Origin of the sequence: Rhodococcus sp. OAS809 (assembly GCF_040546695.1) — a bacterium.
GTDB lineage: Bacteria > Actinomycetota > Actinomycetes > Mycobacteriales > Mycobacteriaceae > Rhodococcus_F > Rhodococcus_F qingshengii.
The window spans coordinates 2,960,807-2,987,485 of sequence record NZ_JBEPOI010000002.1 but is presented as its reverse complement, the minus strand read 5'-3'; the positions used below and the strand labels follow the sequence as shown (position 1 = coordinate 2,987,485).

At 63.1% G+C, this 26,679-nt stretch carries 9 protein-coding genes, 1 tRNA gene, 1 pseudogene and 1 riboswitch; of the genes and pseudogenes, 6 read left to right on the top strand and 5 right to left on the bottom strand.

Translation table 11 applies throughout. From position 1 onward, the window contains the following. Positions 1-54 precede the first annotated feature (54 nt). From ABIE52_RS16910 to ABIE52_RS16900, 3 genes are all read left to right on the top strand, one after another. Positions 55-16,764 (top strand): non-ribosomal peptide synthetase, encoded by a 16,710-nt coding sequence (locus ABIE52_RS16910; protein WP_192711960.1) that lies wholly within the window; start codon positions 55-57, stop codon positions 16,762-16,764. A 150-nt stretch (positions 16,765-16,914) separates the two neighbouring features. Next, positions 16,915-18,261 (top strand): lysine N(6)-hydroxylase/L-ornithine N(5)-oxygenase family protein, encoded by a 1,347-nt coding sequence (locus tag ABIE52_RS16905; RefSeq protein WP_007734359.1) that lies wholly within the window; start codon positions 16,915-16,917, stop codon positions 18,259-18,261. Then, positions 18,258-18,506, top strand: a complete 249-nt coding sequence (locus ABIE52_RS16900; RefSeq protein WP_003945538.1) for an MbtH family protein — start codon at positions 18,258-18,260, stop codon at positions 18,504-18,506. The genes ABIE52_RS16905 and ABIE52_RS16900 overlap by 4 nt, the downstream gene beginning before the upstream one ends. Positions 18,507-18,589: 83 nt before the next feature. On the opposite strand, the pseudogene ABIE52_RS16895 reads toward ABIE52_RS16900, so the two are convergent. Continuing rightward, positions 18,590-20,018 (bottom strand): annotated as a pseudogene (locus ABIE52_RS16895) (threonine/serine exporter family protein). Between the two features lie 122 nt (positions 20,019-20,140). Here ABIE52_RS16895 and ABIE52_RS16890 point away from each other — a divergent pair. Then, positions 20,141-20,212: transfer RNA gene (locus ABIE52_RS16890), tRNA-Thr, on the top strand. A gap of 70 nt (positions 20,213-20,282) precedes the next feature. Here the strand turns inward: ABIE52_RS16890 and ABIE52_RS16885 are convergent. The 4 genes from ABIE52_RS16885 to ABIE52_RS16870 form a co-directional block, all read right to left on the bottom strand. Beyond that, the gene (locus ABIE52_RS16885; RefSeq protein ID WP_003945473.1) at positions 20,283-21,080 is read right to left on the bottom strand and encodes a GAF and ANTAR domain-containing protein; all 798 of its coding nucleotides are present in this window, start codon (positions 21,078-21,080) and stop codon (positions 20,283-20,285) included. Between the two features lie 478 nt (positions 21,081-21,558). Further along, on the bottom strand, positions 21,559-22,374 hold the full coding sequence (locus ABIE52_RS16880) for a hypothetical protein (RefSeq protein WP_003945831.1): 816 nt from the start codon (positions 22,372-22,374) through the stop codon (positions 21,559-21,561). 47 nt (positions 22,375-22,421) lie between these two features. Further along, positions 22,422-22,736 carry a DMT family transporter gene (locus ABIE52_RS16875; protein WP_007734365.1) on the bottom strand — a complete coding sequence of 105 codons (315 nt, stop codon included), beginning with the start codon at positions 22,734-22,736 and terminating at the stop codon, positions 22,422-22,424. Positions 22,737-22,750: 14 nt separating this feature from the next. Further along, positions 22,751-22,816, bottom strand: a riboswitch (guanidine-III (ykkC-III) riboswitch). 43 nt (positions 22,817-22,859) lie between these two features. After that, a complete protein-coding gene (locus tag ABIE52_RS16870; protein ID WP_192711961.1) occupies positions 22,860-24,131 on the bottom strand; it encodes a hypothetical protein in 1,272 nt (423 codons plus the stop codon). A 372-nt stretch (positions 24,132-24,503) separates the two neighbouring features. On the opposite strand from ABIE52_RS16870, the gene ABIE52_RS16865 reads away from it, so the two are divergent. Together ABIE52_RS16865 and ABIE52_RS16860 are read left to right on the top strand one after the other, a co-directional pair. Continuing rightward, positions 24,504-25,220, top strand: a complete 717-nt coding sequence (locus ABIE52_RS16865; RefSeq protein ID WP_007734368.1) for a response regulator transcription factor — start codon at positions 24,504-24,506, stop codon at positions 25,218-25,220. Next, positions 25,217-26,668, top strand: coding sequence for a sensor histidine kinase (locus ABIE52_RS16860; RefSeq protein WP_003945873.1), 1,452 nt, complete (start codon positions 25,217-25,219; stop codon positions 26,666-26,668). Before ABIE52_RS16865 ends, ABIE52_RS16860 begins: the two co-directional genes overlap by 4 nt. Positions 26,669-26,679 lie beyond the last annotated feature (11 nt).

Below are 26,679 nucleotides of genomic sequence, written 5' to 3'. Positions count from 1 at the left end.
GTAGCCTACCCTAAACTTGCGAGGGTGTTCGTCGTTCGATGAGCATGAACGACGATGATCGGATTCTTGATGTCTGACCACTCTCAGGTAGCTCACCCGGCGGTATCGGGCGGTGCCGATCTGGACGCAGCGCTCCCGGCGACGGCCGCTCAGCGTGAGGTGTGGGTTGCTCAGAACGTGGATCCGAGCAGTCCGGTCTACAACATCGGACTTGTCGTCGAGGTCGACGGCACGATCGACGTCGAGCGCGCGGCAGCGTCGATCGAGGCCAGCGTCGGACGCGTCGAAGCGCTGTTCGTGCACTTCGAGGTCGATGCCGACAACCAGCTGATCCAGGTGCCGATTCCGGATGCGCGCTGGGACGTGGAAATTCTCGACCTTCGGGCCGAGGCGGATCCCGATTCGACTGCGCAGTCGTGGATGGACACCGACATGGCTCGGGTCTTCGGTCCGGACGATCTGCTGTTCCGCCAGGTGCTTCTGCTGACCGCTGACGACCGAGTCATCTGGTATCAGCGCTATCACCACAGCGTGATCGATGGGTACGGCATCTCGCTCATCGTCGCCGACGTCGCCGAGCGATACGACGATCCGAATCTCGGGACTGCCGCGCCGCAGTGGTCACTCGACGCCGTGGTTGCAGCCGATCTGGATTACCGGAACTCTCCGCGATTCCAGACCGACCGTCAGTACTGGGTCGAACGCGTTGAATCGGGACCGGAAGCGACGCGTATTCTGCATGGGCAGGTGGATGATTCGCTGCCGCCGATCTCGGCGATACTCACGCTCGACGCTGATCGCGCGGCACAGCTCTACCGCTATGCGGCCGACGCCGGGATTCGACGAACTCGCCTGCCCATGGCGGCGCTGATCGCGTACATCGCACGAACCACCGGAAAGCACGACGTTGTCGTCTCGGTACCGATGGCCGCTCGGGTGGGGCGGGACATGCGTCGCACTCCTTCGATGGCGTCGACGATTTTGCCGCTGAGTATTCGGGTAGAACGCTCGGAAAGCATCGGCCAGTTGGCAACTCGTCTCGACACCGCCCTGGTCTCGATTCTCAAGCACGGGCGGTACCGAGGTGAGGATCTTGCTCGCGACATTCGGGCGATCGATCCCGACCGTCAGGTCTTCGGCCCCGGCATCAACTCGATGATGTTCGAACACACACTCACCTTCGGCGGATGCCCGGTGCGCGTGCGTAATTCGGTAACCGGTCGAGTCAGTGACCTGGATCTGAGTGTGCGCGGTGGTCAGGACGGGGAGCCGATCGAGATCGACGTCCGCGCCCCGGCCGGATTCGACAGGGAGTTGGCCGATCACACCGCGAGAATCGAACAGTTCCTCGATCGATTCGTAGCCGAGCCGCAGCTTCCGATCTCGGCACTCGACCCCATGTCGCTCGCGGAGAGAGAACTCGTGCTCCACGGGTGGAACGACACCGCAGAGCCGCAGCCAATCACGACGGTGCCGGATTTGTTGCGCAGCAGCTTCTCTGCCGATCGGGGCGCTGTCGCCGTGGTCGACGGCGACGTCCGGCTGACCTACGGCGAACTCGAAAGTCGGGTATCACAGCTCGCCGCGCACTTGATCTCTCGCGGTGTCGCGACCGAAACCGTTGTGGCGATCGGGCTTCCGAGATCCGCCGAGATGGTGGTGGGGTTGTTGGCCGTCATGTGTGCCGGTGGTGCCTTCGTTCCGCTGGATCCGTCATGGCCTGCCGAACGCCGCGAATCGGTACTTGCCGACGCGGGCGCCACACTGGTGCTCACCTCGGACGGTGTAGACGACTCCGTTCCGGTCGATCTCTCCGCGTGGGCGTACGAGGACGGGCCCTCGGACCTGTCCGAGACAATGACCTCCGACATTCGTATTCACGGTGCCCAACTCGCATACGTCATCTTCACGTCCGGTTCGACCGGACGTCCGAAGGGCGCCATGATCCGCCACGAGGCAATCTGCGCAAGGTTGCTGTGGCAGCGGGAGCGGATTCTCGGGTTCGGGTCCGGCGATGCCTCCTTGTTCAAAGCCCCACTCTCGTTCGACATCTCGATCAACGAGATCCTGCTCCCGCTCGTCTCCGGCGGTCGATTGGTGATCGCGAAGCCCGAGGGGGAACGCGACCCGCAATACCTGCTCGACCTGATCGCCGGAGAATCGGTCACTTTCGTCTACCTGGTCTCGTCGATGCTCGACATCCTTCTGGATCTGGCGAACGGGACCGATCAGCTCGATTCGTTGAAGCACGTGTGGTGCGGCGGTGAGGTTCTCACGCCTGAACTCTTCGATCGGTTCCGCGATCAACTGTCCACGACGCTGTATCACGGCTACGGCCCGGCCGAAGCGACCATCGGTGTCTCCCATGTGATCTACCGCGAGGACGCGGAACGAATCGCCACATCCATCGGTCGCCCGAACCCCAACACTCGCCTCTACGTGTTGGACGGCGACTTGCAGCCGGTTCCGATCGGCACCGGCGGCGAACTCTACGCCGCGGGCTTCCTGCTGGGACGCGGATACGTGGGTGCTTCGGCGCTGACCGCATCTCGCTTTGTCGCGGATCCCTTCGTCTCAGGTGATCTGGCCGGATCCCGGATGTACCGCACCGGTGACTTGGCCCGATGGGCCCCGGACGGCACCCTCGACTTCCTCGGACGCACGGACAATCAGGTGAAGATCCGCGGCATGCGCCTGGAACTCGAGGATGTCGAAGCCGCCGTGATTTCGCACCCCGCAGTGCGTCACGTGGCAGTTCTGGTGCGCCAAGCACCAACCGGTGCAAAGTATCTCGCCGCCTACGTGAGCGCAGCGTCGGGGACGAACCTCGCGATCGACTCACGTGAGCTTCGCGAGTGGGCTGCGAGCAAGCTGCCCGACTACATGGTCCCGACCACCGTCACCGTCCTCGACAAGTTTCCGCTCACGGCAAACGGCAAACTCGACCGTCGCGCGCTACCCGAGCCCGATCTCGCCGAACTGAGTGCACATGTCGTTGCGAGAAACGAAGTCGAACAACAGTTCTGCACGTTGATCGCGTCGGCAGTCGGCCTCGATTCGGTCGGCGTTACCGACGACTTCTTTGCACTGGGCGGCGACAGCATCGTCGCGATCTCACTCGTGACAGCGGCTCGTGCTGCCGGTTTGTCGATCAGTCCTCGCGAGGTGTTCCAACTGCGCACCGCCGAGGCTATGGCGCGTGCCCAGTCCTCCCGAGTGGCTGAGATCGTCGACCACGCGGACCAACCGATCGGCCACGTAGCCACGACGCCGATTGCCGCCAGGGTTCTCGGAGTGTCGGACGCAGTACGAACCTTCCACCAGCGAGCGCTGATTCAGACGCCGTCAGCCTTGACCTCCGAGCATGTCCAGGCGGCGCTCGACGCCCTGGTGGCGCGCCACGATGCACTTCGTGCGACGTTGACTTCCGAAGGAACGCTGCTTGTTCCGGAGACAAACGAAGCGGCTGTGGTCTTCGAGACCCGTGCACTACCGGCACCGCTCGAAGAATGCGGACCGCTGATCGTCGCCGAGACCGAGCGAGCTGTCGGCCGTCTGAATCCAGCCGACGGCACGATGGTCAGCGCTGTTCTGTTCCGCCCTGTGACCGGTCCCGGACGGCTGTTGCTTGTCATCCACCACGCGGTGGTCGACGGCGTCTCGTGGCGCATCATCCTCGAGGACCTCGCGCGCGCCGGCATCGCAGCGATGAATGGCGACGAACCCGCACTCGCTCCGGTCGGCACGTCGGTGCGAAGGTACACCGAACTCGTCTCGGAGGCGGTCGGAGCCGGGCGACTGGACTCGGAAATCGAGTTCTGGGACTCGGTGACGTCCCCACAACGGGCACCTCTCGGCCGTCGGGCACTCGACCCGGCAGTTGACCTCGCGCGCACCGCTGCGGCGCGGTCGATCACCCTACCTCCAGAACTTGCAGATCAGCTGTTGGGCAGTGTCCCACGGGCGTTCGGAGCCGATGTGAGCGAAGTGCTGGTCACCGCACTTGCCGTGGCGCTGACCCGTTGGAGCGGTGCCGGATCGGTGACGATCGACCTGGAGGGGCACGGACGCGACGAAGACATCGTTCGCAGTGACGGCGCTGCGCACGTCGACCTGACACGAACCGTCGGATGGTTCACCACAGTGTTCCCGGTGGCGCTCGAGATCGGTACAGCCGCTCCGGATCTCGAAGCGAGCGGCGAGTTGGCGGGGGTTCTCAAGAGCGTCAAGGAGCAACTTCGACGCGTCCCCAACGCCGGCTTCGGGTACGGAGCATTGCGATACCTGGGCAGCTCGGATCAGTTGCGTAGTTTCGCAGCGCCTGAGGTGGTGCTCAACTACCTGGGACGTACTGCCGCAGCGGAGGGGGACTGGTTCCCGGTGTCGATGGACGGTGCTGCCGATCCGTCCATGCCGCTGGGACACGCGTTGTCTGTCGACGTCGTAGCCGAGGACGCCGCCGGTGGACCACGACTGCGAGCCACCCTGACCTGGGCGTCGAACATCTTCCTGCGTAGCGACATCGACAGGTTTGCGCGGCTGTGGTTGGACTCGCTCGAGGCCGTGTCCGGGCTCGCAGCCTTCGGCGGAGCCACACCCTCGGACTACCCTCTGGTGGCGCTCGCTCAGGCAGATGTGGACGGGTTGCCGAAGGCTGAAGAGATTCTCCCACTCACTCCGCTGCAGGAAGGGATCTACTTCCATTCGGCGTTTGCAGATCCGGGGGCGGATCAGTATGTCGTGCAACAGGTTGTGGAACTGACCGGAGCCGTGGACAGTGCGGCGTTGCGCCGCGCGCTGCAATCCGTCGTCGATCGGCATGAGGCGCTGCGCACCGGATTCTCGGTCCTGGGTGACGGCCGGGTCGTGCAGGTGGTGCACCCGAGCGCTGTCGTGGAGATGGCGGTAGTCGAGGTGGCCGGCGCCGATGTCGATGAACTGCTTTCCGCCGACCGCGCGCGCGGGTTCGACCTGGCGCAACCGCCGCTCGTCCGTTACACGCTTGTCCGTGCCTCTTCGGAGAAGTACCTTCTGCTGCAGTCGATTCACCATGCGGTCGCAGACGGATGGTCGGTTCCGGTGATGCTGCGGGAGCTGATGGCGTCGTACAGCGTTGGCGACTCCGGCGTGGTGCTCCCGACTCCGGCGCCGTACCGCAGCTATCTCGAATGGTTGGCCCGCCACGATCACGAGGCCTCGGCAGCGGTGTGGAGAGAAGCGCTGAACTCTCCCGGGCCCGCGGTCGAACTTCCCGCGCCGAGCGCGGGCAGCAGCGGCGTCTGTGCCACCCGAGTCGAGCTGTCCGACAGTAATACTCGCGCACTGGCGATCAACGGACGCTCCCATGGCCTGACGCTGAGTACGCTCGTGCACGGCGCCTGGGGGCTGGTGCTCGGCCGAATGACCGGCCGAACAGACGTGCTGTTCGGATCGACCGTATCGGGACGCGGTGGAGACCTGCCCGGCATCGAGTCCATGGTGGGCTTGTTCATCAACACCGTGCCGGCTCGGTTGCGGTTCGATCCGGCAGAGACAGCCGCGCAAGCGCTTTCCCGTTGGCAGAGGGAACAATCGAAACTACTCGACCATCAGTACCTGGGGTTACCCGAACTGCGACGGACCGGCGGACTGGAGCAGGACTTCGAATCACTCGTCGTGTTCGAGAACTATCCACTCGGTGACACGGCAATCGCTGATCGGACGAACTCGGTGCGACTGACGGGAATTCGATTCGACGAGCGACCGGCCTACCCGCTGACCCTGATCGTCGTCCCCGGCGATCGATTGGCGTTGGAGCTCAAGTACGACGCTGCTCAGGTGGACGGCGATGCCGCTGCGTCGCTGGCCGAAACTCTCGCAGTCGTACTCACCGAGCTCTCGCGCGATCTCGATCAGGTCATCGGCCGGATCGCGCTGGCACCCGCACAGCCGGGGAGCGTCGGCACGGCCTTGGATCGGCCGCGCGCAACGCTGACCGAGCTGCTGAAGGATCAAGCCGGGCGTACGCCCGAAGCCACCGCAGTGATCTTCCGTGAAGAGTCGTTGACCTACGCCGAACTTCACTCTCGTGCTGATCGTTTTGCGCATCTGCTGCGCGAACGTGGCGTCGGACGCGAATCGTTGGTAGCGGTTGCCTTGCCTCGCTCTCTTGATCTGATGGTCGCGATACTCGGCATCGGAAAGGCCGGGGGAGCATACGTTCCCCTCGACACCGGCTACCCGGCGGAGCGGCTGACGTACATGCTGGGTGACGCCGATCCTGTGTGCGTCGTGGTGTCGGAAGACTCTTCACTCGATTCGGGTTCGGTTCCGCGGGTGACGGTATCGGAGTCGGCGCAGTTCCCCGCCGATCCGCTGAGTGTGCCAGGATCGCCCGCGGATGCCGCGTACATGATCTACACTTCGGGTTCGACCGGTCGCCCCAAAGGCGTTGTGGTCAACCACGAGGGTGTGGTCAACCGATTGCTCTGGGCACAGCAGATACGTCCGATGGACGTCTCCGACCGGATGCTGCAGAAGACCCCGTCGAGCTTCGACGTCTCCGTTCCCGAATTCTTCTGGCCGTTCCTGGTGGGGGCAACTCTCGTGATGGCCGAGCCGGACGGGCACAAGGACCCTGGCTATCTGGCCGACGTCATCGTCGAACATTCCGTGACCCGAGTGCATTTTGTTCCGTCGATGCTCGACGTGTTTCTCGCGGAGCCGAAAGCAGCACTGTGCTCTTCGCTCGAGATCGTCAACTGCAGCGGTGAGGCACTGCCCGTTCACGTTGCACGCAAGGTCTCCGAGATCCTGCCGAATACTCTGGTGGACAACCTCTACGGCCCCACCGAGGCCGCCGTCGACGTCAGTTGGCAGCCGTCGGTGCAGGAAACTCCGGCAGACGCCGTCAGCGTCCCGATCGGCGCACCTGCCGCCAACACCGGCCTGTTGGTTCTCGATCCCTACCTGCAGAACGTCCCGGCCGGTGCCACCGGTGAGCTCTATCTGGCAGGGCCACAACTGGCGCGTGGTTACCACGGACGTGGGGGATTGACCTCCGAACGATTCGTGGCGAATCCGTACAGCGACGGCGGCTCGCGGATGTACCGGACCGGTGACATCGTGCGGTGGAATGCCGACGGCGTTCTCGAGTACCTCGGCCGTGCCGACGAGCAGGTGAAGGTTCGTGGATTCCGAATCGAACTCGGCGAAATCGAAGCGCAATTGGCGCTGTGTCCCGGAGTCACGGCAAGTGTCGTGATCGTCCGAACCGACGGTCCGAGCAACCGCGCACAGGTGGTCGCCTACCTGGTCGGAGATGCTGATGATGTTGCGGTTCGAGCTCAGTTGTTGTCAGTGCTACCGGAGTTCATGGTGCCAAGTGCCTTCGTGCGGCTCGAGTCGCTGCCGCTGAGCCCGAGTGGCAAGCTCGACCGAAAAGCACTACCTGCACCGGATTTTGCGGCACAGGTGGGCGACTTGACGGGAGTGGTTTCCTCGGGCGTTGCAGACCTCCTCGCCGGGCATTTCGCGACGGTTCTCGGACTGCCCCGTGTCGGGGTGCGCGACGATTTCTTCACTCTCGGCGGCGACAGTATCCTGGCGATCCGACTGGTCAACCTGGCTCGTCGTGATTCGGTAGTGCTGACCCCGCGTCAGATCTTCGAATTGCGCACTCCCGCTGCGATCGCTGCAGCGGTGGGTGATGTCGCCACCTCGGATGCCACCGTCACGGCCGACATCGGCGTGGGTGAGCTGGTTCCGCTGCCGGTGGTTCACCGCTTGTCCGAATGGACGGGTGGTACCGACCGCTTCAACCAGGCAGTTCTGATCCACTCTCCGGCAACATCTCTCGGTTCGATCACCTGCGCATTGCAGGCCGTGCTCGATCACCACGACGGACTTCGCCAAACCTTGATCCGACATGACCGCGGGATGTGGTCGGCGCGGATCGAGGAACCCGGTAGTGTCCGGGCAGCGAACCTGGTCGAACGCGTTGATGCTCGGGGACTGGATGACTCCGAGTTGCGAAGACTCGTCACTGAGCACTCTGAAACTGCGACCAGTCGATTGGATCCGTCTGCAGGGCGGATGGTCTCGGTGGTCTGGTTCGATTGCGGCGCTAAGAGTCTGGGCAGACTCGCGATAGTCGCGCACCACCTGGTCGTGGACGGGGTTTCCTGGGGAACCGTGCTCGAGGATCTCGCGATGGCCTGGGTGGCAGTCGAAGCCGGAGAGCCCGCCGCACTGGATGCCGTCGGAACTTCGCTCCGTACCTTCTCCCGTACGGTGGCCGAACACGCATACAGTGCTCATCGATTCGCCGAACTCGATCACTGGCTGACCGTGACCGCTCCGGGCGCGCAGTTGATCCCCGACGCCGCGGGCGATGCCGTCGTATCCGGAGGCTCGAGGCGCACGGTCACGGTGGACGGAGCAATCTCCGAGGCAGCACTTGGATCGGTTGCGGCAATGGTGGGTGCCGAGGGAACGGATGTTCTGTTGGCAGCGCTGACGATGTCCGTCGATCGCTGGCGCCGCTCCACCGGCCGCAGTGAGCACGAATTGCTGGTCGATCTGGAAAGGCACGGCCGGGAGGAGTTGGTGGCGGGCATCGATCTGTCGCGAACAGTCGGCTGGTTCACCACGATTGCCCCGATGCGACTGCACGGCGGAATCGACCCGGTGGACACGCTACGCGAGGTGAAGGAGAGCCTGCGGGCGGCTCCGGACGGCGGTATCGGCTACGGGATGCTGCGATACGTGAATGCCCGCACGGCATCGACATTGGCGGGGCGCTCCGAATCTCAGATCCTGTTCAACTATCTCGGACGTACGACGACAGCTGGATCGACAGCATGGTCCTTGGCAGCGGAATCCGAAGCCTTGTCCACCGATCCCGACGCAGACATGGGAGGCCCGTACCGACTGATCGTGAATGTCGTCAGCGTGGATTCGGGGCTCCGCGCCGAGTTTGCCTGGGCAAGTGAAGATTTGTCCGAGGAGGACGCGCAGTCACTCTCCGACGGCTGGGTTTCGGCCCTCGGCGATCTGGCGGCTGCGGCCGCGCGTCACGCCGGGCCTCCCATTCTGACCCCGTCCGATGTGACGTTGCTCGACCTGAGTCAGACCGAGATCGACGCGATAGCCGATGCGAGTCCGGCAGGTGTCAGCAGCATCCTCCCACTCTCACCGTTGCAGGAAGGCCTGTACTTCCAAGCCGGCTACGCGGGCAGCAGCGACAGCAGCAGTGGTGGGGACATCTACACGGCACAGTTCTCGATGGACTTCGGGCACACCCTCGATGTCGACAGGTTGGCTGCGGCCGCCCGGACACTTCAACGACGAAATCCCACGTTGCGAGCGGGTTTCGTGAGCGAAGGGCTGAACGAGCCGGTGCAGTTCTTCAGCGCTGGACTCGATGTTCCGGTCGTCGTCCACGATCTCCGTGAACTCGACGACTCGGTTGCTCGTGAGCGTGCCGAGGCCGTCGCTGCCCAAGACCGAGTGACGCCATTCGACCTGACCGCGCCGCCGCTGTGGCGTATGAGTGTGCTGCATCTGCCCGGCGGCCAGGATCGTCTGGTGATCAACAGGCAGTTCCTGCTGTGGGACGGCTGGTCCAACGGCCTTGTCGTCAGTCAGCTTCTGGCGCTTTACGATACCGGCGGCGACGACAGCGCATTCGGCGAACCCGAGGGGTCGTTCGAGACATACCTCGCCTGGTTGGCCGATCGCGACGGTGCAGCCGCCGACGAGGGGTGGCGCGGAGCGCTCGCAGGACTCGAGGAGCCGACGCTTGTTGCCGAGCCTGCGCCCGGCGTCGAAGTTCAGCTTCCGGATCGCCGCGATGCGGTTCTGTCGGAAACGCTTTCGCGTGCGTTGCGTGAGCGCGCTGCCGCGTCCGGCGTCACGTTCAACACGGTACTGAATGCAGCGCTGGCCCTCGTGCTGGCGTCGGCCACCGGTCGACAGGACGTCGTCTTCGGCTCCACGGTTGCCGGAAGGCCGCCGGAGGTACCGGGAATCGACACCGTGGTGGGCATGTTCCTCAACACCGTTCCCGTTCGGCTGCAACTGGATCCGAACGAGAGCGTCGAGGAACTTCTTCGTCGGACACAGGCGGATCGACTTTCGCTGATGCCGTTCGACTACCTCGGTTTGGCATCGATCCAGCGTGTTTCCGAGCATCGTCAACTCTTCGACGTGCTGATGGTCCTGCAGAACTTCGTGGACGAGAAGCAAGTCCACGCGCTCAACGCCGCTCACGACGTGAGTGGAAGCGACAGTATCGATCACACGCACTATCCGCTGACCGTCGTGGTCACACCGGGTGCCACCGTCAACGTCAAGTTCGAGTTCCATCCGAATCTGGTGACCGCGCGCCGGGCCGAGGACCTACTGGGTCACTTCGTCGACCTGCTGCAGAGTTGGTCGCAGGACATGACGGGATCGGTTGTTGCGTCTCCGGTTCCCGCAGTAGCGCAGCAGACGCAGATCCGGGAGTTGCCGGAGCGCACCATTGCCGACCTGTTCGAAGAAGTCGCGTCGGCGCAACCGAACGACACGGCACTCGTGTTCGGGAAGCGCCGGATGACCTACGCCGATCTCGACGGCGAGATCAACCGGATGGCGCGGTTGCTGATCAATTGCGGCGCCGGCCCGGAAAAGATTGTCGCTCTTGGCCTACCACGTTCGGTGGACATGGTCGTCGCGCTCTTCGCGGTATTGCGCACGGGTGCTGCCTACCTACCCCTCGAACTCGACCATCCGGCCGAACGGTTGGCCGTGATGATCGACGACGCGGATCCTGTCGTGTTGCTGACAACCGTTTCGGCCTCACCGAGGTTCGAAGGTGCGGACGTCCGCACTATCGTGATCGACGAACCCGATACAGCAGCAAGGAGACTGACGATCTCGGCGCGGGCACTCTCCGCGTCGGAACTCGGAGCATTCGCCCCGGGGGCACCGCATCGACTCGACCACCCCGCGTACGTCATCTACACCTCCGGTTCGACCGGCAAGCCCAAGGGCGTGATCACCGGTTACCGCGGCTTGACGAACATGCAGTTCAACCACCGCGAGGCGATTTTCGAACCCGTGGTCGCCGCGGCGGGCCGGCGCCTGCGGATCGCGCACACCGTGTCCTTCGCCTTCGACATGTCGTGGGAGGAACTTCTGTGGCTCGTGGAAGGCCACGAGGTGCACATTTGCGACGAGGATCTGCGTCGTGATGCCGAGGCACTCGTTGCATACTGCGACGCACTGGACATCGACGTCGTCAACGTGACACCGACCTACGCGACGCACCTGATCGACAGCGGGCTTCTCGACGACGGTGTGGGACACCACCGCCCGCCGTTGGTCCTGCTCGGCGGTGAAGCCGTTCCGGATTCGGTGTGGAACAGGCTGCGCGACACCGAGGGAACCGTGGGGTACAACCTGTACGGTCCGACGGAATACACGATAAACACGCTCGGTGGCGGAACGTTCGACAGTGACACCCCGACCGTCGGCAAACCGATCTGGAACACGACCGCGCATATTCTCGACGGCTGGCTGCGCCCGGTCCCCGATGGAGTTGCCGGCGAACTGTACATTGCCGGAGCCGGTTTGGCTCGCGGCTACCTCGGACGCTTCGCGCTCACGTCCGAGCGCTTCGTCGCAGATCCGGCTGGGACCGGAGGACGTATGTACCGCACCGGGGATCTCGTGCGGCGACGCGGTGACGGCAACCTGGACTTCCTCGGCCGCACCGACGATCAGGTGAAGATCAGAGGTCACCGCATCGAGCCGAGCGAAATCGTCTCCGTTCTCGAATCCGACGAACATGTGCGGCAAGCGGCAGTGGTGGTCGACGTCGGGGCAGGTGGAGTCAAGAGGCTCGTCGGCTACGTGACACCCGTGCGACTCGGCGCCGGGCACGACTACCGCGCGCAGGCGCGAGTTCTCCTACCCGACTACATGGTTCCGGCCGTGGTGATCGAGGTGGAGACACTACCGATGACCGTCAACGGCAAGCTCGACGTCAAGGCACTGCCCACCGCTGATTCGGTGCTGGGGGAGCGGAGTGGGGAGTCGATCGCACCGCGTAACCACACGGAAGAGGTCCTCTGCGACCTCTTCTCCGACGTACTCGATGTGGACGATATCGGGGTCGACGACAACTTCTTCGACCTCGGTGGGCACTCGCTTCTGGCCACCAAGCTGATCAGTCGAGCTCGGATCGCCATTCCGAACAGTCTGACCATGCGTGATCTCTTCGAAGCGCCGACGGTGGCGGAACTCGCGGAACGTATTGCGGCCGAGCAGGGATCGACGCGACCGGTACTGGTAGCGAAGCCGCGGCCGGACCACCTTCCTCTTTCTGCCGCTCAACAGCGATTGTGGCTGATCGGACAGATGGAGGAGAACTCCGCGGCCTACAATTTCCCGATCGTGCTCCGTTTGGACGGCGCACTGGACGCGGACGTCTTCGCCGCGGCGCTCGGCGACGTCGTGGAACGACACGAATCCCTGCGTACGGTGTTCCGGTTGGTGGACGGATCGCCGGAGCAGATAATTCTCGAATCGGCGACGATTCCGGTCGAGACAGTTCATCGAGACGAATCCGGTGTCGCCGGTGAAATTGCCGTGGCAGTGGGTCGTCCGTTCGACCTGTCTGACGAGATTCCGATCCGCGCACGTCTGATCCGGGTGGACGGTGCCGAGGTGGACGGTGCCGTAGTGGTCGTGATCGTCCTGCATCACATCACGACGGACGAATGGTCCGATCGGCCATTCCTGCGCGATCTGATGTCTGCATACTCCTCTCGGATCCAGGGCGAAGATCCAATTTTCGAACCGCTTCCGGTTCAGTACGCGGATTACACTCTGTGGCAACGGGAATTGTTGGGCAGCCCCGACGATCCGTCGAGCATCCTGAGCACGCAGTTGGACTTCTGGGCGAAGAGTTTGGACGGAGCCCCCGAAGAACTGCTGCTTCCCGCCGACCGGAGTCGACCGGCCAGACCGAGTTTCTCCGGTGGTGCAGTGGTGACACGGTTGGGCGTGGAGACAACTGCTGCACTGCGAGATCTGGCGCGCGAGAGCCAGAGTTCGATGTTCATGGTTCTGCACGCGGCGTCGGCGGCGTTGCTGACTGCGCTCGGAGCGGGTGAGGACCTTCCCCTCGGCGCTCCCGTCGCCGGACGTAGTGAGCAGGGACTCGACGAACTGGTCGGCTTCTTCGTCAATACGATTGTGCTGCGCACGGATACGTCGCGTAACCCGACGTTCCGGGAGTTGGTGGATCGCGTTCGCGAGGGAGATCTCGAGGCCTTCGCCAACGCTGACGTTCCCTTCGAAACGGTGGTGGAGCGCCTCAATCCGTCGCGTACTTTGGCACGTAATCCGCTGTTCCAGGTCATGGTCGGCTATCACAGCCGGGAGGAGACGGGCGGCGATTCGTTCGAACTCGAGGAGTACACAGCCAAGTTCGATCTGGTGTTCAACTTCACCGAGTACCTCGGCGACGAAGGCTGCATCGACGTCCGGCTCGAGTACGGCAGCGACCTCTTCGATCGCGAAACGGCACAGCGAATTTCGAACCGATTGGAATCGGTGATCGCGGCCGTCGTGGAATCGGCCGACATCGAGATCGGTGATATCGACATCTTCTTGCCAGGCGAACTCGAACAGGTTGTCACCTCGTTCAACGACACCGCCGTCGACGTGCCGGAAGAGACGTTCTACGACGCTTTCGCGCGTGGAGTCGTTGCTACGCCCGAGGCGATTGCGGTGCGCGACGAGGCGGGGCAGGCCACGTACCGCGAACTCTCCGAGCAGTGTGATCGGATCGCCGGCGTGCTGTATCGCCGCGGAGTGTCGGTCGAAGACGTGGTGGGGCTTGCCGTCCCGCGCTCGGTGGAAATGGTCGCGTCGGTCCTCGCCGTGCTCAAGCTGGGGGCCGCGTATCTACCCCTGGATTTGAGTCACCCGAGCGAGCGCATCACATACATGCTCACCGATTCCCGCGCCTCGGTACTTCTGTCCACTGCGGAGGAAAGCTCGCGGATCGAGGATGTGGTCGGCGTCGAGCGAATCCTCCTGGACGATCCGCTGATCCGTGCGGAACTGGACGAGGCAGTGATCGTCGAAACTCCCCGGCCACCAGTTGGCGTCAGCCACGCTGCCTATGTCATCTACACCTCGGGATCGACCGGCAAGCCGAAGGGAGCCGTCCTCTCCCATGACGGTATTCCGAGTCTTGTTGCCACAGCCGAGGTTCGGATGCGACTGGTATCGGGTTCGGTGGTGATGCAGTTCGCTTCGGTCGGCTTCGACGTCGCGGTATTCGAGCTGGCGATGGCACTGTGCACGAGCAGCACCCTGGTGATCGTGCCGCAGAATGCACGAGTTGCCGGTCCGGCGCTGACCGATTTCATGACGAGCAATCGTGTCACCCACGCGATCATCCCTCCCTCGTTGCTGGCCGCTCTGCCGGCAGGATGTGAAGTGCCGCAGGGCTGCACCGTGTTGGTCGGAACCGAGACGGTGCCACCGGAGCTGATCGGGCGATGGGCGGAGCGGCTGAATTTGCTTGCCGCGTACGGACTCACCGAAGCCACGGTGAACAACACACTGTGGCAGGCGGAACCCGGTTGGAACGGTCCCGTGCCCATCGGAATCCCTGACCCCAACGAACAGGCGTACGTGCTCGACGATCAACTCCGTCCGGTTCCGCCGGGAGTATCCGGCGAGCTGTACATCGCGGGACGCGGCCTGGCGAGAGGCTATCTGGGCCGATTCGATCTGACGGCGCAGAGATTCATCGCCGATCCCTTCACCGCGGGCGATCGCATGTATCGCACCGGGGACCGCGCGCGGTGGCGCACTGACGGGAACATCGACTTCCTCGGCCGCGTCGACGATCAGGTCAAGATCCGCGGTTTCCGAATCGAGTTGGGCGAAATCATCGGAGCTCTCAGTGCCCATCCTTCGGTGAAGCAGGCAACGGTCGTCGCGGATCGGCAGGGCGAAATCACGCGCCTGGTCGGCTACGTGTCACCGGAACCCGGTGTCGTCGTCGACACGACGGCAGTGCGGAACCTCGCGGCACTGTCGTTGCCCGACTACATGGTTCCGACCATGGTTGTCGCCCTTGACGGTCCGCTGCCGTTGACGCCCAACGGAAAGCTCGACCGCAAGTCGTTGCCCACTCCGGACTGGTCGGAGCTGGCGGGTGATGTTGCTCCTCGCACGGCAGTGGAGTCCACGGTTGCGGCTGCGTTCGCGGAAATCCTGCAGCTACCGAGCGTCGGAGTCCACGACAGTTTCTTCGAACTCGGCGGCCATTCGATGGCTTCGATGAAACTGGTCGGTCGCATTCGGGAAGCGTTCGGCGTGGACGTCAGTATTCGAGACGTATTCGACGCGCCGAGTGTTGCGGAGTTGGCGGCCGTCGTCGCGCGTTCGGAAGGTAGGCGTCCGATCCTGGCGCCGGCGGTGAAACGTCCCGAGACGATGGGTCTGTCTGCGCCGCAACGTCGTCAGTGGGAGTTGTTCCGCGCGTCCGGCGCGCAACCGCAAGCAAGCCACGCTCTGGCGCTGACCCTGAAATCGAAGATCGATCCGGAGATTCTCGGGCACGCCTTGGACGATGTGACTTCGCGGCACGAACCCCTGCGGACCACCTTCGTCGAGGTCGACGGCATCGTCGTGGCAAGAGAATCGGTGCGTCCGACTGTCGATGTGGTCGATGTCGGCGCCGGCGATGTGGGTCGAGTGGTGTTCGAACTGGCTCAACTTCCGATGGATCTGCGTGAGCAATCACCGTTGCGGGTTCATCTGGTGCTTGGTGAAGACGGCTCTAGGACACTGCTTCTCGTCATGCACTACATCGCCGTCGACGAGTGGTCAGTAGTGCCGCTGTTGGGAGATCTGGTCTCTGCTTATGCAGCCCGGTCGCAGGGAGATCAACCGGTTTGGGACGAGCTTGCATTGACGTACGCCGATTACACCGTGTGGTCGGACGAGCTGTTGGGAGACCCCCGAGACGTCGACAGCCGTGCGTCGAAGCAACTTGCATATTGGCGGGATGCGCTCGACGGAATACCGACCAGTGTGAATCTTCCGTTGCCGGAAGGTGACTCGGAGCCTCGAGGTGACGTGATCGCCGTCGACATCGACGCGGGTCTGCACGCCGGAATCGACGCCCTGGCTGCGCGCACCGGCACGAGTATGTTCATGGTCCTGCAGGCCGCACTGGCCAGCGTTCTCACGAAGGCCGGCGCGGGTACTGATCTTCCCATCGGTTCATTGGTTGCGGGCAGGTCGGATCCCCGTCTCGAACCGATGATCGGATCGTTCTTCAATGTTGTTCTCCTGCGCACGGATACGTCCGGTAGTCCGACGTTTGCAGAATTGCTGGCTCGCATCCGGGAAAACAATCTGGAAGCGCTGAGCAATCAGGACGTCTCATATGTGTATGTCGAGCAGGCGCTGGGTAATCCGGCGTCCATGAGACCTCAGGTGATGGTGATCCATCATCAACAGGCGGATTTGGACGGGCTCGGCGACTTCGGTTCTCTCGTACCGATTCCGGTGGGAGTGCCCCATGCGGATGTGACGTTGAGTTTTTACGAGCCGGTGGGCGATGGGCCTGTCTTTGCAACTCTCGGGTTCCGTGCCGACCGCGTCGATGCGGGTGCAGTCCGCGTATGGGCAGGTCAGTTGGTCGACGTGATCGAGGCTGCAGTCGCCGCCGAAGGGGATGACGCGAGCGAGGGGGCGAAACTATGACATACGTCGCATCGCTCCGTGGGGTCGACCGCTATACGGGGGCTCACAGTGTTGATACCCTCACCTCATTAAGGGTAGCCTTTGCTACTTACTTCGGGACATCGATTGGCGGCCGTACCAGGTCGTTCCGTCGGGGATGGACTACCTGTAATGAGTGAATCACCAAGAGACTCCAGCGCCGAACCTGCCATTGTCGACATCGTCGGCGTCGGGTTCGGTCCGGCCAACCTCGCGTTGGCCATTGCTGTCGAAGAACACAATGCAAATTGTGCGGCCGTTGATCGGGTGAACGCGCGGTTCTTCGAAAAGCAGTCTCAGTTCGCGTGGCATCCCGGGATGCTGCTCGACGGTGCCACCATGCAGATCGCGTTTCCGAAGGACCTGGTGACGTTCCGGAATCCACAGAGCGGATACAGCTTCTTCTCGTATCTGTTCGAGCAGGGTCGACTGGTCGACTTCGTCAACCACCAGACCTTCTTCCCCACGCGCCACGAATTCAACGACTACCTGTGCTGGGCAGCTCGACGAGTCGACGCGGACGTGCAGTTCGGTACAACCGTCGACGGGGTCGAGGGCATCAAGAACTCCGACGGCGTTGTCGATCGCTTTGCGGTTCGCACCGCCGACGGTGAAACGGTGATCGCGCGCAACATCGTTGTCGGAGCCGGACTGAAAGAGCGGATCCCGGAGTGGGCGACGCCTTCGTCGCGGTGCTTCCACAATCACCAGTTCCTCTTCCATCTCGAAGCAATGCCGGAGCCCGTACACAACCGGTTCGTCGTTCTCGGCGCCGGCCAGAGTGCCGCGGAGATCGTGGACTACCTGCACGCGAACTACCCGAACGCCGAAGTTCACAGTGTTTTTGCCCGCTACGGCTACAGCCCGGCAGACGACAGCCCGTACGCGAACCGCATCTTCGATCCCGAAGCCGTCGATCAGCTGCACGGTGCAGACGCCGCGGAACGACGCCGACTTCTCGATTTGCACCGCAGTACCAATTACTCGGTCGTCGACATCGAACTGATCAACAAGCTGTATGCCACCGAGTATCAGGAAATGGTTCGTGGGCCGCGGCGACTGTTCATGCGTCGGGCCTCGGAGATCACGAGTGCCGTGGAGACCGAATCCGGCATCGAACTGGCTGTCCGTAGCAATCTCGACGGCTTGACCGACACGCTGGCGTGCGACGCACTCATTCTGGCCACGGGTTTCACCCCGGCACCTCTGGACGATTTGTTGGGTGAACTCGTGCCGGATTCGTCCGTTCCGCGTAACGTCAGTCGGGATTATCGACTGGCTGTAACGGAGGACGTGACAGGCGGTATCTATCTGCAGGGTGGGACAGAACAGACTCACGGATTGACGTCGTCGCTGCTGTCGAACGTGGCAGTGCGGGCGGGGGAGATTCTGGCGTCGGTGCTGAGCCACCAGAACCGAACTGGTGCGCTTGCTAGTCTGGGCGCACAAGACACGTACGTAACGAGTGAGGCGAGATGAGCACTAACCCTTTCGATGACGAAGACGGCCGCTTCTACGTGCTGGTGAACGACGAGGACCAGCACTCGCTGTGGCCCACGTTTTCCGAGGTCCCCGCCGGCTGGCGAGTGGTGTTCGGTGAAGACAGCCGCAAGGCGTGCCTCGAATACGTCGAGGCCAACTGGACCGACATGCGTCCGAAGAGCCTGCGTGAGGCCATGGAAGCCGATCAGGCTGCCGGTGGAAAGCACGCAGTCGAGAGCTGATTCTCTCACCGCTCGGAACCCCCGAGTGAACAGAAAAGAGCTGGGCACCGTCAGGTGCCCAGCTCTTTCTGCTTGAACGACGCCTACTTCTCGGTGACGGGAACTCGACGCCTGCGCTTGCGGACCATCGGGCGACGTAGCGAGTCCACGCGCATCAGAATCCGTGGACGACGCAGCGTGCGCGCTCCCCATTCGCCGAGCGTGACGCCCGCGGCCAGGGCGCAGCCGATGCCGAAGGCCGACAGCAAGGCAGTCAATCCGATCAGTACCTGGTCGTTGAGCAGCGCGTACAGGCCTCGGTACAGCGACAGACCGGGGAGCAGCGGAGTGATGCCTGCGACCGCGACAACCAGCGGAGGCGTCAGTGCGCGGCGAGCCATCAGACCACCGGCAAGACCGACCACGGTTGCGGCGATTGCGGCGGCGATCACGGGACCGACGTCGAGTGTCTGCACGAAGATCGACACACCACTGCCTGCCGCACCGCCCAGGAACGCCGCGGTGAGTGCACGCCTCTCGGCGTAGCAGGCGAGCGCGTAGAACACCGACGCACACGCACCGGAGAGCATGAGGATCGGCAACTGCGTGATGGTGGAGACTTCCACATTGATCGGTGGAAGCGTCGAACCCAACATCCCGGTCATTCGCAACGAGATTGCGACGCCCGCGATGATGCCGCCCGTCATCATCACCACTTCGAAGAATCGCGCGACAGCTGTAATGGGTGCACCCATGATCGCGTCCTGGACCGAGCCCACCAACGACAGCCCGGACAGCAGAACGACCACTCCGGCCGCGATGACCAACGACGGCCGGATACTGATCCCCAGCTGGTCCTGAAATGTATAGAGCGTGGCGGCGGGCGCAGCCGCGATGAGACCACCGACAACCTGCTGGAAGAAGAACGGCAGGCCGAACCGGTTCAGTACGCGGTTGACTCGATCGATGACCATCGTCGTCAGAAACGCGACTGTGGCAACGAGGAACCCGCCGCCGAGCAGGACGGAGACCGAAGGCCGCCATCGCAGCCCAGGCCATGGTCGCGGTCCATCGGTTGTACGGGTGCGGCGCCGTCGTGATGGCTGTGAGCGCGTCGTGCGCTTGGTCCGGTGTGATCGCCTCACGGCGGATACGACGTGTCAGACGGTCGACGGCCGCCAGCCGCGTGAAGTCCATCGAGCGGTAGTGGACGATGCGCATCGTGCTCGCCGGCGGTCGCGTCGGGCCGCGATAGGCAGAGAGCACAATCGAGTTGTAAGTGACGTCGACGTCACACTGGGCAAGGCCGTACGTGGCGGCGATGAACTGCACCTGCTCAGCGGTGTCCATGGCCGCGGTTCCGGATGCGAGGAGGACTTCGCCCACCCGAACCGCGAGGTCCAGGACCTCTGCGACGACGGCGTCGTCTGTCAGGTCGATCGGTTGAAGCGGTGCGGGAGCCGACGTGACCGTGTCGACGGTGGCTTGCCGGTTTCCCGTCAGGCGTGTGAGTACTTCGGTGAATTTCGCCATCAGGGGGCGGAGTGGGAGTTGCGCATGGGGCCCACGCTATCTAACGTGACCCGCGCGCGGCCACCGCGACGGCTTGGATATGATGGCTCCGCAAAGTCAGTCGCGGCAACGCGTCGGTCTTCGCCTCCTTAGCTCAGTGGTAGAGCACTCGCCTTGTAAGCGAAAGGTCGTCGGTTCAATCCCGACAGGAGGCTCCGAAAGAGGAGGCACTCATCAACGTGGTGGGTGCCTCTGTATTTGCTGAGGTGCCGATAGGCGCCCGGTTCAGTTGGTCTCGGGCTTGTTCGTAGCCTGGCGCGGGTCGATCGCGCCGTCGATGTACTGCTGGGCGATCACTCGCAGTTTGACGTTGCTGCGCTGCGAGTCCTGGATGAGAATGCGGAAGGCTCGGTCGGCGTCGACGTGGTGGGTGCCCATGATGATGCCCTTGGCCTGTTCGATGACGCCTCGCGATTCGAGTGCTCGCTCGAGGTCCATTGCGTGCTTTCTGGCGATGTCGAGGCGCTGCGAGCTGTGCAGCGCGTAGGCCGAGGTCACGGCGAACAGTTGGAGCAATGCCACGTCGGCGCCGGTGAAACCTCGGAGGTCGTGGCTGTAGAGATTGAGGGTTCCGAGCGGGCGTTCCCGGCCAGGCAGTGGCATGGACAAGAAGCTGACAGCGCCGACTGCCTTTGCCGCGCTTGCGAATTGAGGCCACCGGCTGTGGGCTTCGCTGGCATGTGCGCGGACAACGGTTCCCGTGCGTGACGACGTCACACTCGGTCCGTAGTCCAGTCGGAATTGGATCGAGTCGACGGTGCGAACAAGTTGGTGGGTGGCGGCGACGGTTCGGAATGTCGTGTCCGAACCGCCGATGGTAATTCCGGCCATGTCGGCGTCGGCGATGAGATCGACGGCATGCCTGCAGACTTGTTCGAGAAATTGCTCGGCCTGGGCATGTGGATCGAGGTGCGCGTACAGCGATTGCAGGGCGTCCGAGGCGGCGTCCAGGCTGTCCTGCGACGCGGAATTTCGGCCCCCGGTAGGGCCGCGGTGTCCTCTGGCGATGCGCGGCGCCGTCATTGTCTCAACCACCCTTCCCCATCACGTCGCAGGCATGTCCGATTCGTCTCATTGTTGCACCGGACTAACTGTTGTGCACTCTGTTTCGGTGGACAAGTGTCTGATGGGGCGGACGGTTATGTGAAGTGGACTGCGTATGCCCAATCGTGATGTTTGATTCGGCCGTTAGCGGGTAGTGCGCCGATCTTGGAATTATGTTGTCCTGCAACAGTTAACGTGGAAACTGCGACCGGGGTACAAGTTTTCTCCGCAATGGCGCGCAGGTCACGAACTTGGCCTATTGTCAGCGCCAGCGCACAATCTTGTACGCGTAACCCGTAGACAGTGAAGGGGATACGACGATGAACGGACTGATCGCGGCTCTGAACAGTGGAATGACCGTTGGCTTGGCCAACACGATCCTGACTTTCGGCGGAATCATCATCAACCTCAACATCGTGATCAACAACTGACCGCGTAATCGGGGAGTAACCGTTTGTTATGCCGATTCGATCGGAAGGTCAGGCCCTGGGCGGTCGCTCTTGCTCTTGAGCCACCGATTGGGAAGTTTGCCGGCAAGTTCTCCGAGTGGACCGACTGCAGCGCTGAGGATTCCGACGGTTTCCTGAAGGACCTCGATGCTCGCGCTCATCCGCTCGAGGTTGGGGGCGAGGGAAGTCAAGGTGTCGGACAGTGCAACGATCTGGTCAAGCGGGCCGCCTTCGGCGATGAGCCGTTCGAAGGCGCCGTTCTCTGCCAGGAGTGTTTCGAGGATGCCGTTCTCGGCCAGTGCGCGATCGATGACACCGTCCTTGGCAGTCAGGCGTTCGACGGCACCGTCTTGCGCTGTCAGGCGTTCCAGCGGACCGTCCTCCGCCATCATTCGGTCGAGGAGACCGTCCGGCGCGAGCAAGCGTTCCAATGCGCCGTTCTCGGCGAGCACCCTATCCAGCGGTCCGCCGGGGGCAAGAAGTCTTTCGAGTGGTCCGCCGGGAGCGAGCAGTCGTTCGAGAGTGCCGTCGGGTGCAGTCAGTTTGTCGACCGGACCGCCGGGAGAGAGAAGTCGATCGAGTGGCCCACCGGGGGCCAAGGCCTGCCCGATGGGCCGATCGTCAGCGGTGAGTGATGACAACTGCTGGATCATCTGCATGGGTCCGCGGGGGCTTGCCAAGCCGGCAGCACCCGCCGTCACCGCGCCGGTATTACCGACGGCGATACGAACTGTCGTGACCGTCAGCTCGGCGATTCCCAAACTGATCTCTGCGGCTGCAATGCCCGCGCGTAGGGGAAGCGTGAGCATCTCCAGCAGTTTCATGCGTTAACTGTAACCGGTAACACACAAACACTCACCAGGATCGCCGGTCAGTGAAGGACCTTCAGACCGACGACACAGCCGACGATGCCCAGGATCAGCAGTATCTTGACGATCGACGTGGACTCCGCGCCGGTGATCATCGCATATCCCACAGTCAGGGCGGCGCCGATGCCGACCCAGATCGCGTAGGAAGTCCCGATGGGAAGGGTACGCATTGCATACGCGAGGCCGGCCATACTGACGATCAGGCCGAGGACGAAGACGATGGTAGGCGACATCTTGCTGAATCCGTCGGACTTACCGAGGGCGGTAGCCCAGACAGCTTCGAAAAGTCCGGAAATGACGAGCACGATCCATGCCATGGTGAACAACTCCCAAGGCACCGTCTTTTCGCTGGCCGGGTACGGTGCGCTCGTCCGGATGTCGTCGTTGACCACCCAACCATAGCAACAGAATTCTGCGTTCCGACCCGATCAACTGGCGATTTAGGTCACCACCGCCGGTCGAACCCGCTTCAGATGGATGCTCGTCACGGCCACCACGATCGTCGCCGTCGCAGCGAGAACAGCCAGAGGAATCGGCGTGTTCACGGCGGCCGGTCCGTGTTCGACGAGCGGACCGGTAGACCACCCGAATTCCCGCGAGCCCGGGTCCAAGAAGGTCGGTGAAACCGAGAACAACGTAAAAGCGACGGGCAGCATCGCCCCGCTCGAGACTGCTCCGACGGCAACAGGCATGCATGACGTGACGGCCAGTCCCAGCGCAAGCGGGAGGATGAGGACGTAGGCAACCGTGGTCGGGGCGGCATCCAGCAATCCCGAGAGTGCAGTCACGGCAAGGAGTCCCAGCCCGAGTTGCGGCATCGGTCTTCTCCAGCCGACGACGACGCCCAACGCCAGGGCAGCAGCTCCCGCGGGCATCGCCCAGGTCCAGTCGGATGGAAAGGAAATCGAGCTGACCGAAACCGCGCTGACTGCCAGTCCGACGAGTACGAAACGACCGTCGTGTGGCGGCAACCGCCAAGCCAGTGCGACGGTAACGGCAACCGCCAATACCACCGCGATCACCCATGACCCAGGTGATGTCGTCGAGCCCAACCACACATAGAGAGCCGTGAATACCAGGGGCAGAACAACTCCCAGCTTCACCAGGCGTGCGTCGATGTCGCCCGGCTCCTGATTCGGTCGTGCGAGTGCGGCGACTCCACCCACGAGAAGAGTTGCGGCGAGCAGAATCCAGACGGGAACCGTGGACGGCACGGGGTAGGAATCGCCCGGAAGTGTGAGCGACCACCTGGGGACGCGATCGCGCCATAAGTCCGCTGCGCCGAAGTACAGGGTCGTCGTGGTTACGCCGAGTCCGAGAGCGGTTTGTGCTCCGCGGTGACCCTTCGTCGGAAATGCCGCTGCCGCGAGGAAAGCGCCTGCTCCGATTGCGTTCAGAGTCACCGAAATCTGGGCGGAGGCGGGGACGAATGCAGGTAGCGCGATGGCGAGGGCGCCGACTACAGCGAAGGCACTCGCGAGACCGCCACGTCCCCAGCGATGCAGTAGCGCTACGCCGACGGCCGCAACCACCGCGGCAGTTGCTCCCGCCCACTGCGGCGTGATCACCACCGAGATAACGCCGGCGTCGGAGAAGGAGAAGTCGTCAACTCGGGACTCGGCCACTGCGTACGCGGCCACCACACCGCCGACCAGCGCGGACGCCACAGGACCGTAGAGCTGAGCGATTTGAACTGGGCTACGTTGCAGCATAATTCGTCGAATTCTTGCACAACTCGCCGATACGACTTATCGTCACATCGCCGTGCGGATCCATCCACACCGGTTCCCTGTCTCGAAGTCGAGGAACCAGCAGATGGCGTCCTCGACTCGGCCACTGAACGAAGTCGTAGCCGGCCAAATTTGTCTGAACTGCGTCGGCGACCCACACCGCAGCGTCCGCGAATGCAGTCTCCATCGACAGTGCGTTGAAGTAGCTGAATCCGCTGATGTCACGTGTGCCTTGCCAGCCGATCGAAGCCTGGATCCTTGCCGGGATCCTGCTGTCAGCTTTTCACCTGCACCCGGCCGTTCACAGGAAGCTCCCAGGGAACATACAGCGGGAATCCAGTGGCAGGGGAGAAGATGGTTCTCGTGACCGACAAGACCCCCGAAGCCCGCATCCTCGTTGTCGACGACGAACCCACCATCGTGGAGTTGCTCTCCGTGAGCCTCCGATTCCAGGGTTTCGAGGTGGCAACTGCTTCGAGCGGCGCCCAAGGCCTGGACGTCGCACGGACATTCCGTCCCGACGCGATCGTTCTCGACGTCATGATGCCCGGGATGGACGGCTTCGGTCTGCTTCGACGCCTGCGCGCCGACGGTGTGGACGCGCCCGTCCTGTTTCTGACGGCGAAGGATTCGCTCGACGACAAGATCAGCGGCCTGACCCTCGGCGCGGACGACTACGTGACCAAGCCGTTCAGCCTCGAAGAAGTCGTGACGCGGTTGCGGGTCATCCTGCGCCGCGCCGGTCGCGGTGTCGCGCCGGAGCAGTCGCCGCGGGTGAAGTTCGCCGACATCGAACTCGACGACGACACCCGCGAGGTCTGGAAGAAGGGCGAGTTGGTTGCACTCTCGCCCACCGAGTTCACACTGCTCCGATACTTCATGGTCAACGCCGGGACGGTTCTCAGCAAACCGCGGATTCTCGACCACGTCTGGAATTACGACTTCGGTGGGGAGGTCGGAGTTGTCGAGTCCTACGTTTCCTACCTGCGGCGCAAGGTGGACACGGGGGAGACACCGCTGATTCACACATTGCGTGGGGTCGGCTACGTGATGCGTGAACCGCGGCAATGATCGCCGCCGCGGAAAACGATCAGCTTCCGAAGCGGGGTCGTTTCCGTCTCCATTCACTGCCGCTGCGCTTCACCCTGGTTGCGGCCTTGCTGGTGTTGGCCGCGCTGGGTCTGTTGGCGTCGGGTGTAGCGGTCACTTCTGCTCTCGAGAACTCACTGACCCAGCGAACCGACAAAACGCTGTACGAAGCGGTCGACGGTTGGGCAAAGCCGCACAGCAGAGACCTGCAGCCGCCCAGTGATGTCGGCCCGGGCACCCGCCCACCCAGCCCCTTCTTCGTTCGGACCGTGACCCCGGACGGACGGGTGATCATCCTGAACGACAAGTCGACGACGACCGAACCCGACCTGTCGAAAGATTCCACCAACGGCCCGATCACCGTCGGATCGAGCGACGGTTCGGACGTGAACTGGCGGGTTCTCACGACGGTCCGCGACGGCACGACCACGACTATCGGTGTGCGACTGACGGATAACGAGCAGACCGTCGACGACTTGGTCGGCCTGCAACTCGGCATCGGCCTGGTTGTCCTGCTGATCCTCGGCGGCGCAGCGTATTTCGTGGTTCGTCGGAGCCTCCGTCCGCTTGTCGAGGTGGAGGAGACTGCCGCTGCCATTGCCGCCGGCGACCTTCATCGACGTGTTCCGGAGCGCGATGACCGCACCGAGGTCGGTCGACTGTCCGTGGCGCTCAACGGAATGCTCGCGCAGATTCAACACGCATTTGCCGCGACCGAGGCTTCGGAGGAATCGGCCCGGCGTTCCGAGGAGAAGATGCGTAGGTTTGTCGGCGACGCGAGCCACGAGTTGCGCACACCCTTGACGACTATTCGTGGGTTCGCCGAGTTGTATCGCCAAGGCGCCATGACTGATACGGAAACGCTGATGAACCGGATCGAGGGCGAGGCGTCGAGGATGGGACTTCTGGTCGAAGATCTGCTCATGCTGGCAAGACTCGACGAACAGCGTCCACTCGAGAACAAGCCTGTGGATCTGCTTGCAGTTGCGGCGGATTCGGTACAGGCGGCACGAGCGATCGCACCGGATCGAACTGTCGAACTTCAGATGACCGGCGGCCCAGGCCTGCCCGAAGTGCATGGTGACGAGGCCAGACTGCGTCAGGTAGTTGCCAATCTGGTGGGCAACGCGATCAAACACACTCCGCCGGATGCGCAGGTCACCGTTCGTGTCGGTACGACCGAGAACTCCGCGGTGGTCGAGGTTTCGGATACCGGTCAGGGTTTGAGTGACGAGGATGCCGCGCGGATCTTCGAGCGTTTCTACCGCGCCGACACCTCTCGCACCCGTGAGACCGGGGGCGCCGGTCTCGGCCTGTCCATCGTTTCGGCGTTGGTTGCAGCGCACGACGGAACCGTCAGCGTCGAGACCTCCCTCGGGCAGGGGACGACGTTCCGCGTCGAATTGCCGCGTGACCCGAAGGACGACTGACGCCGGATTAC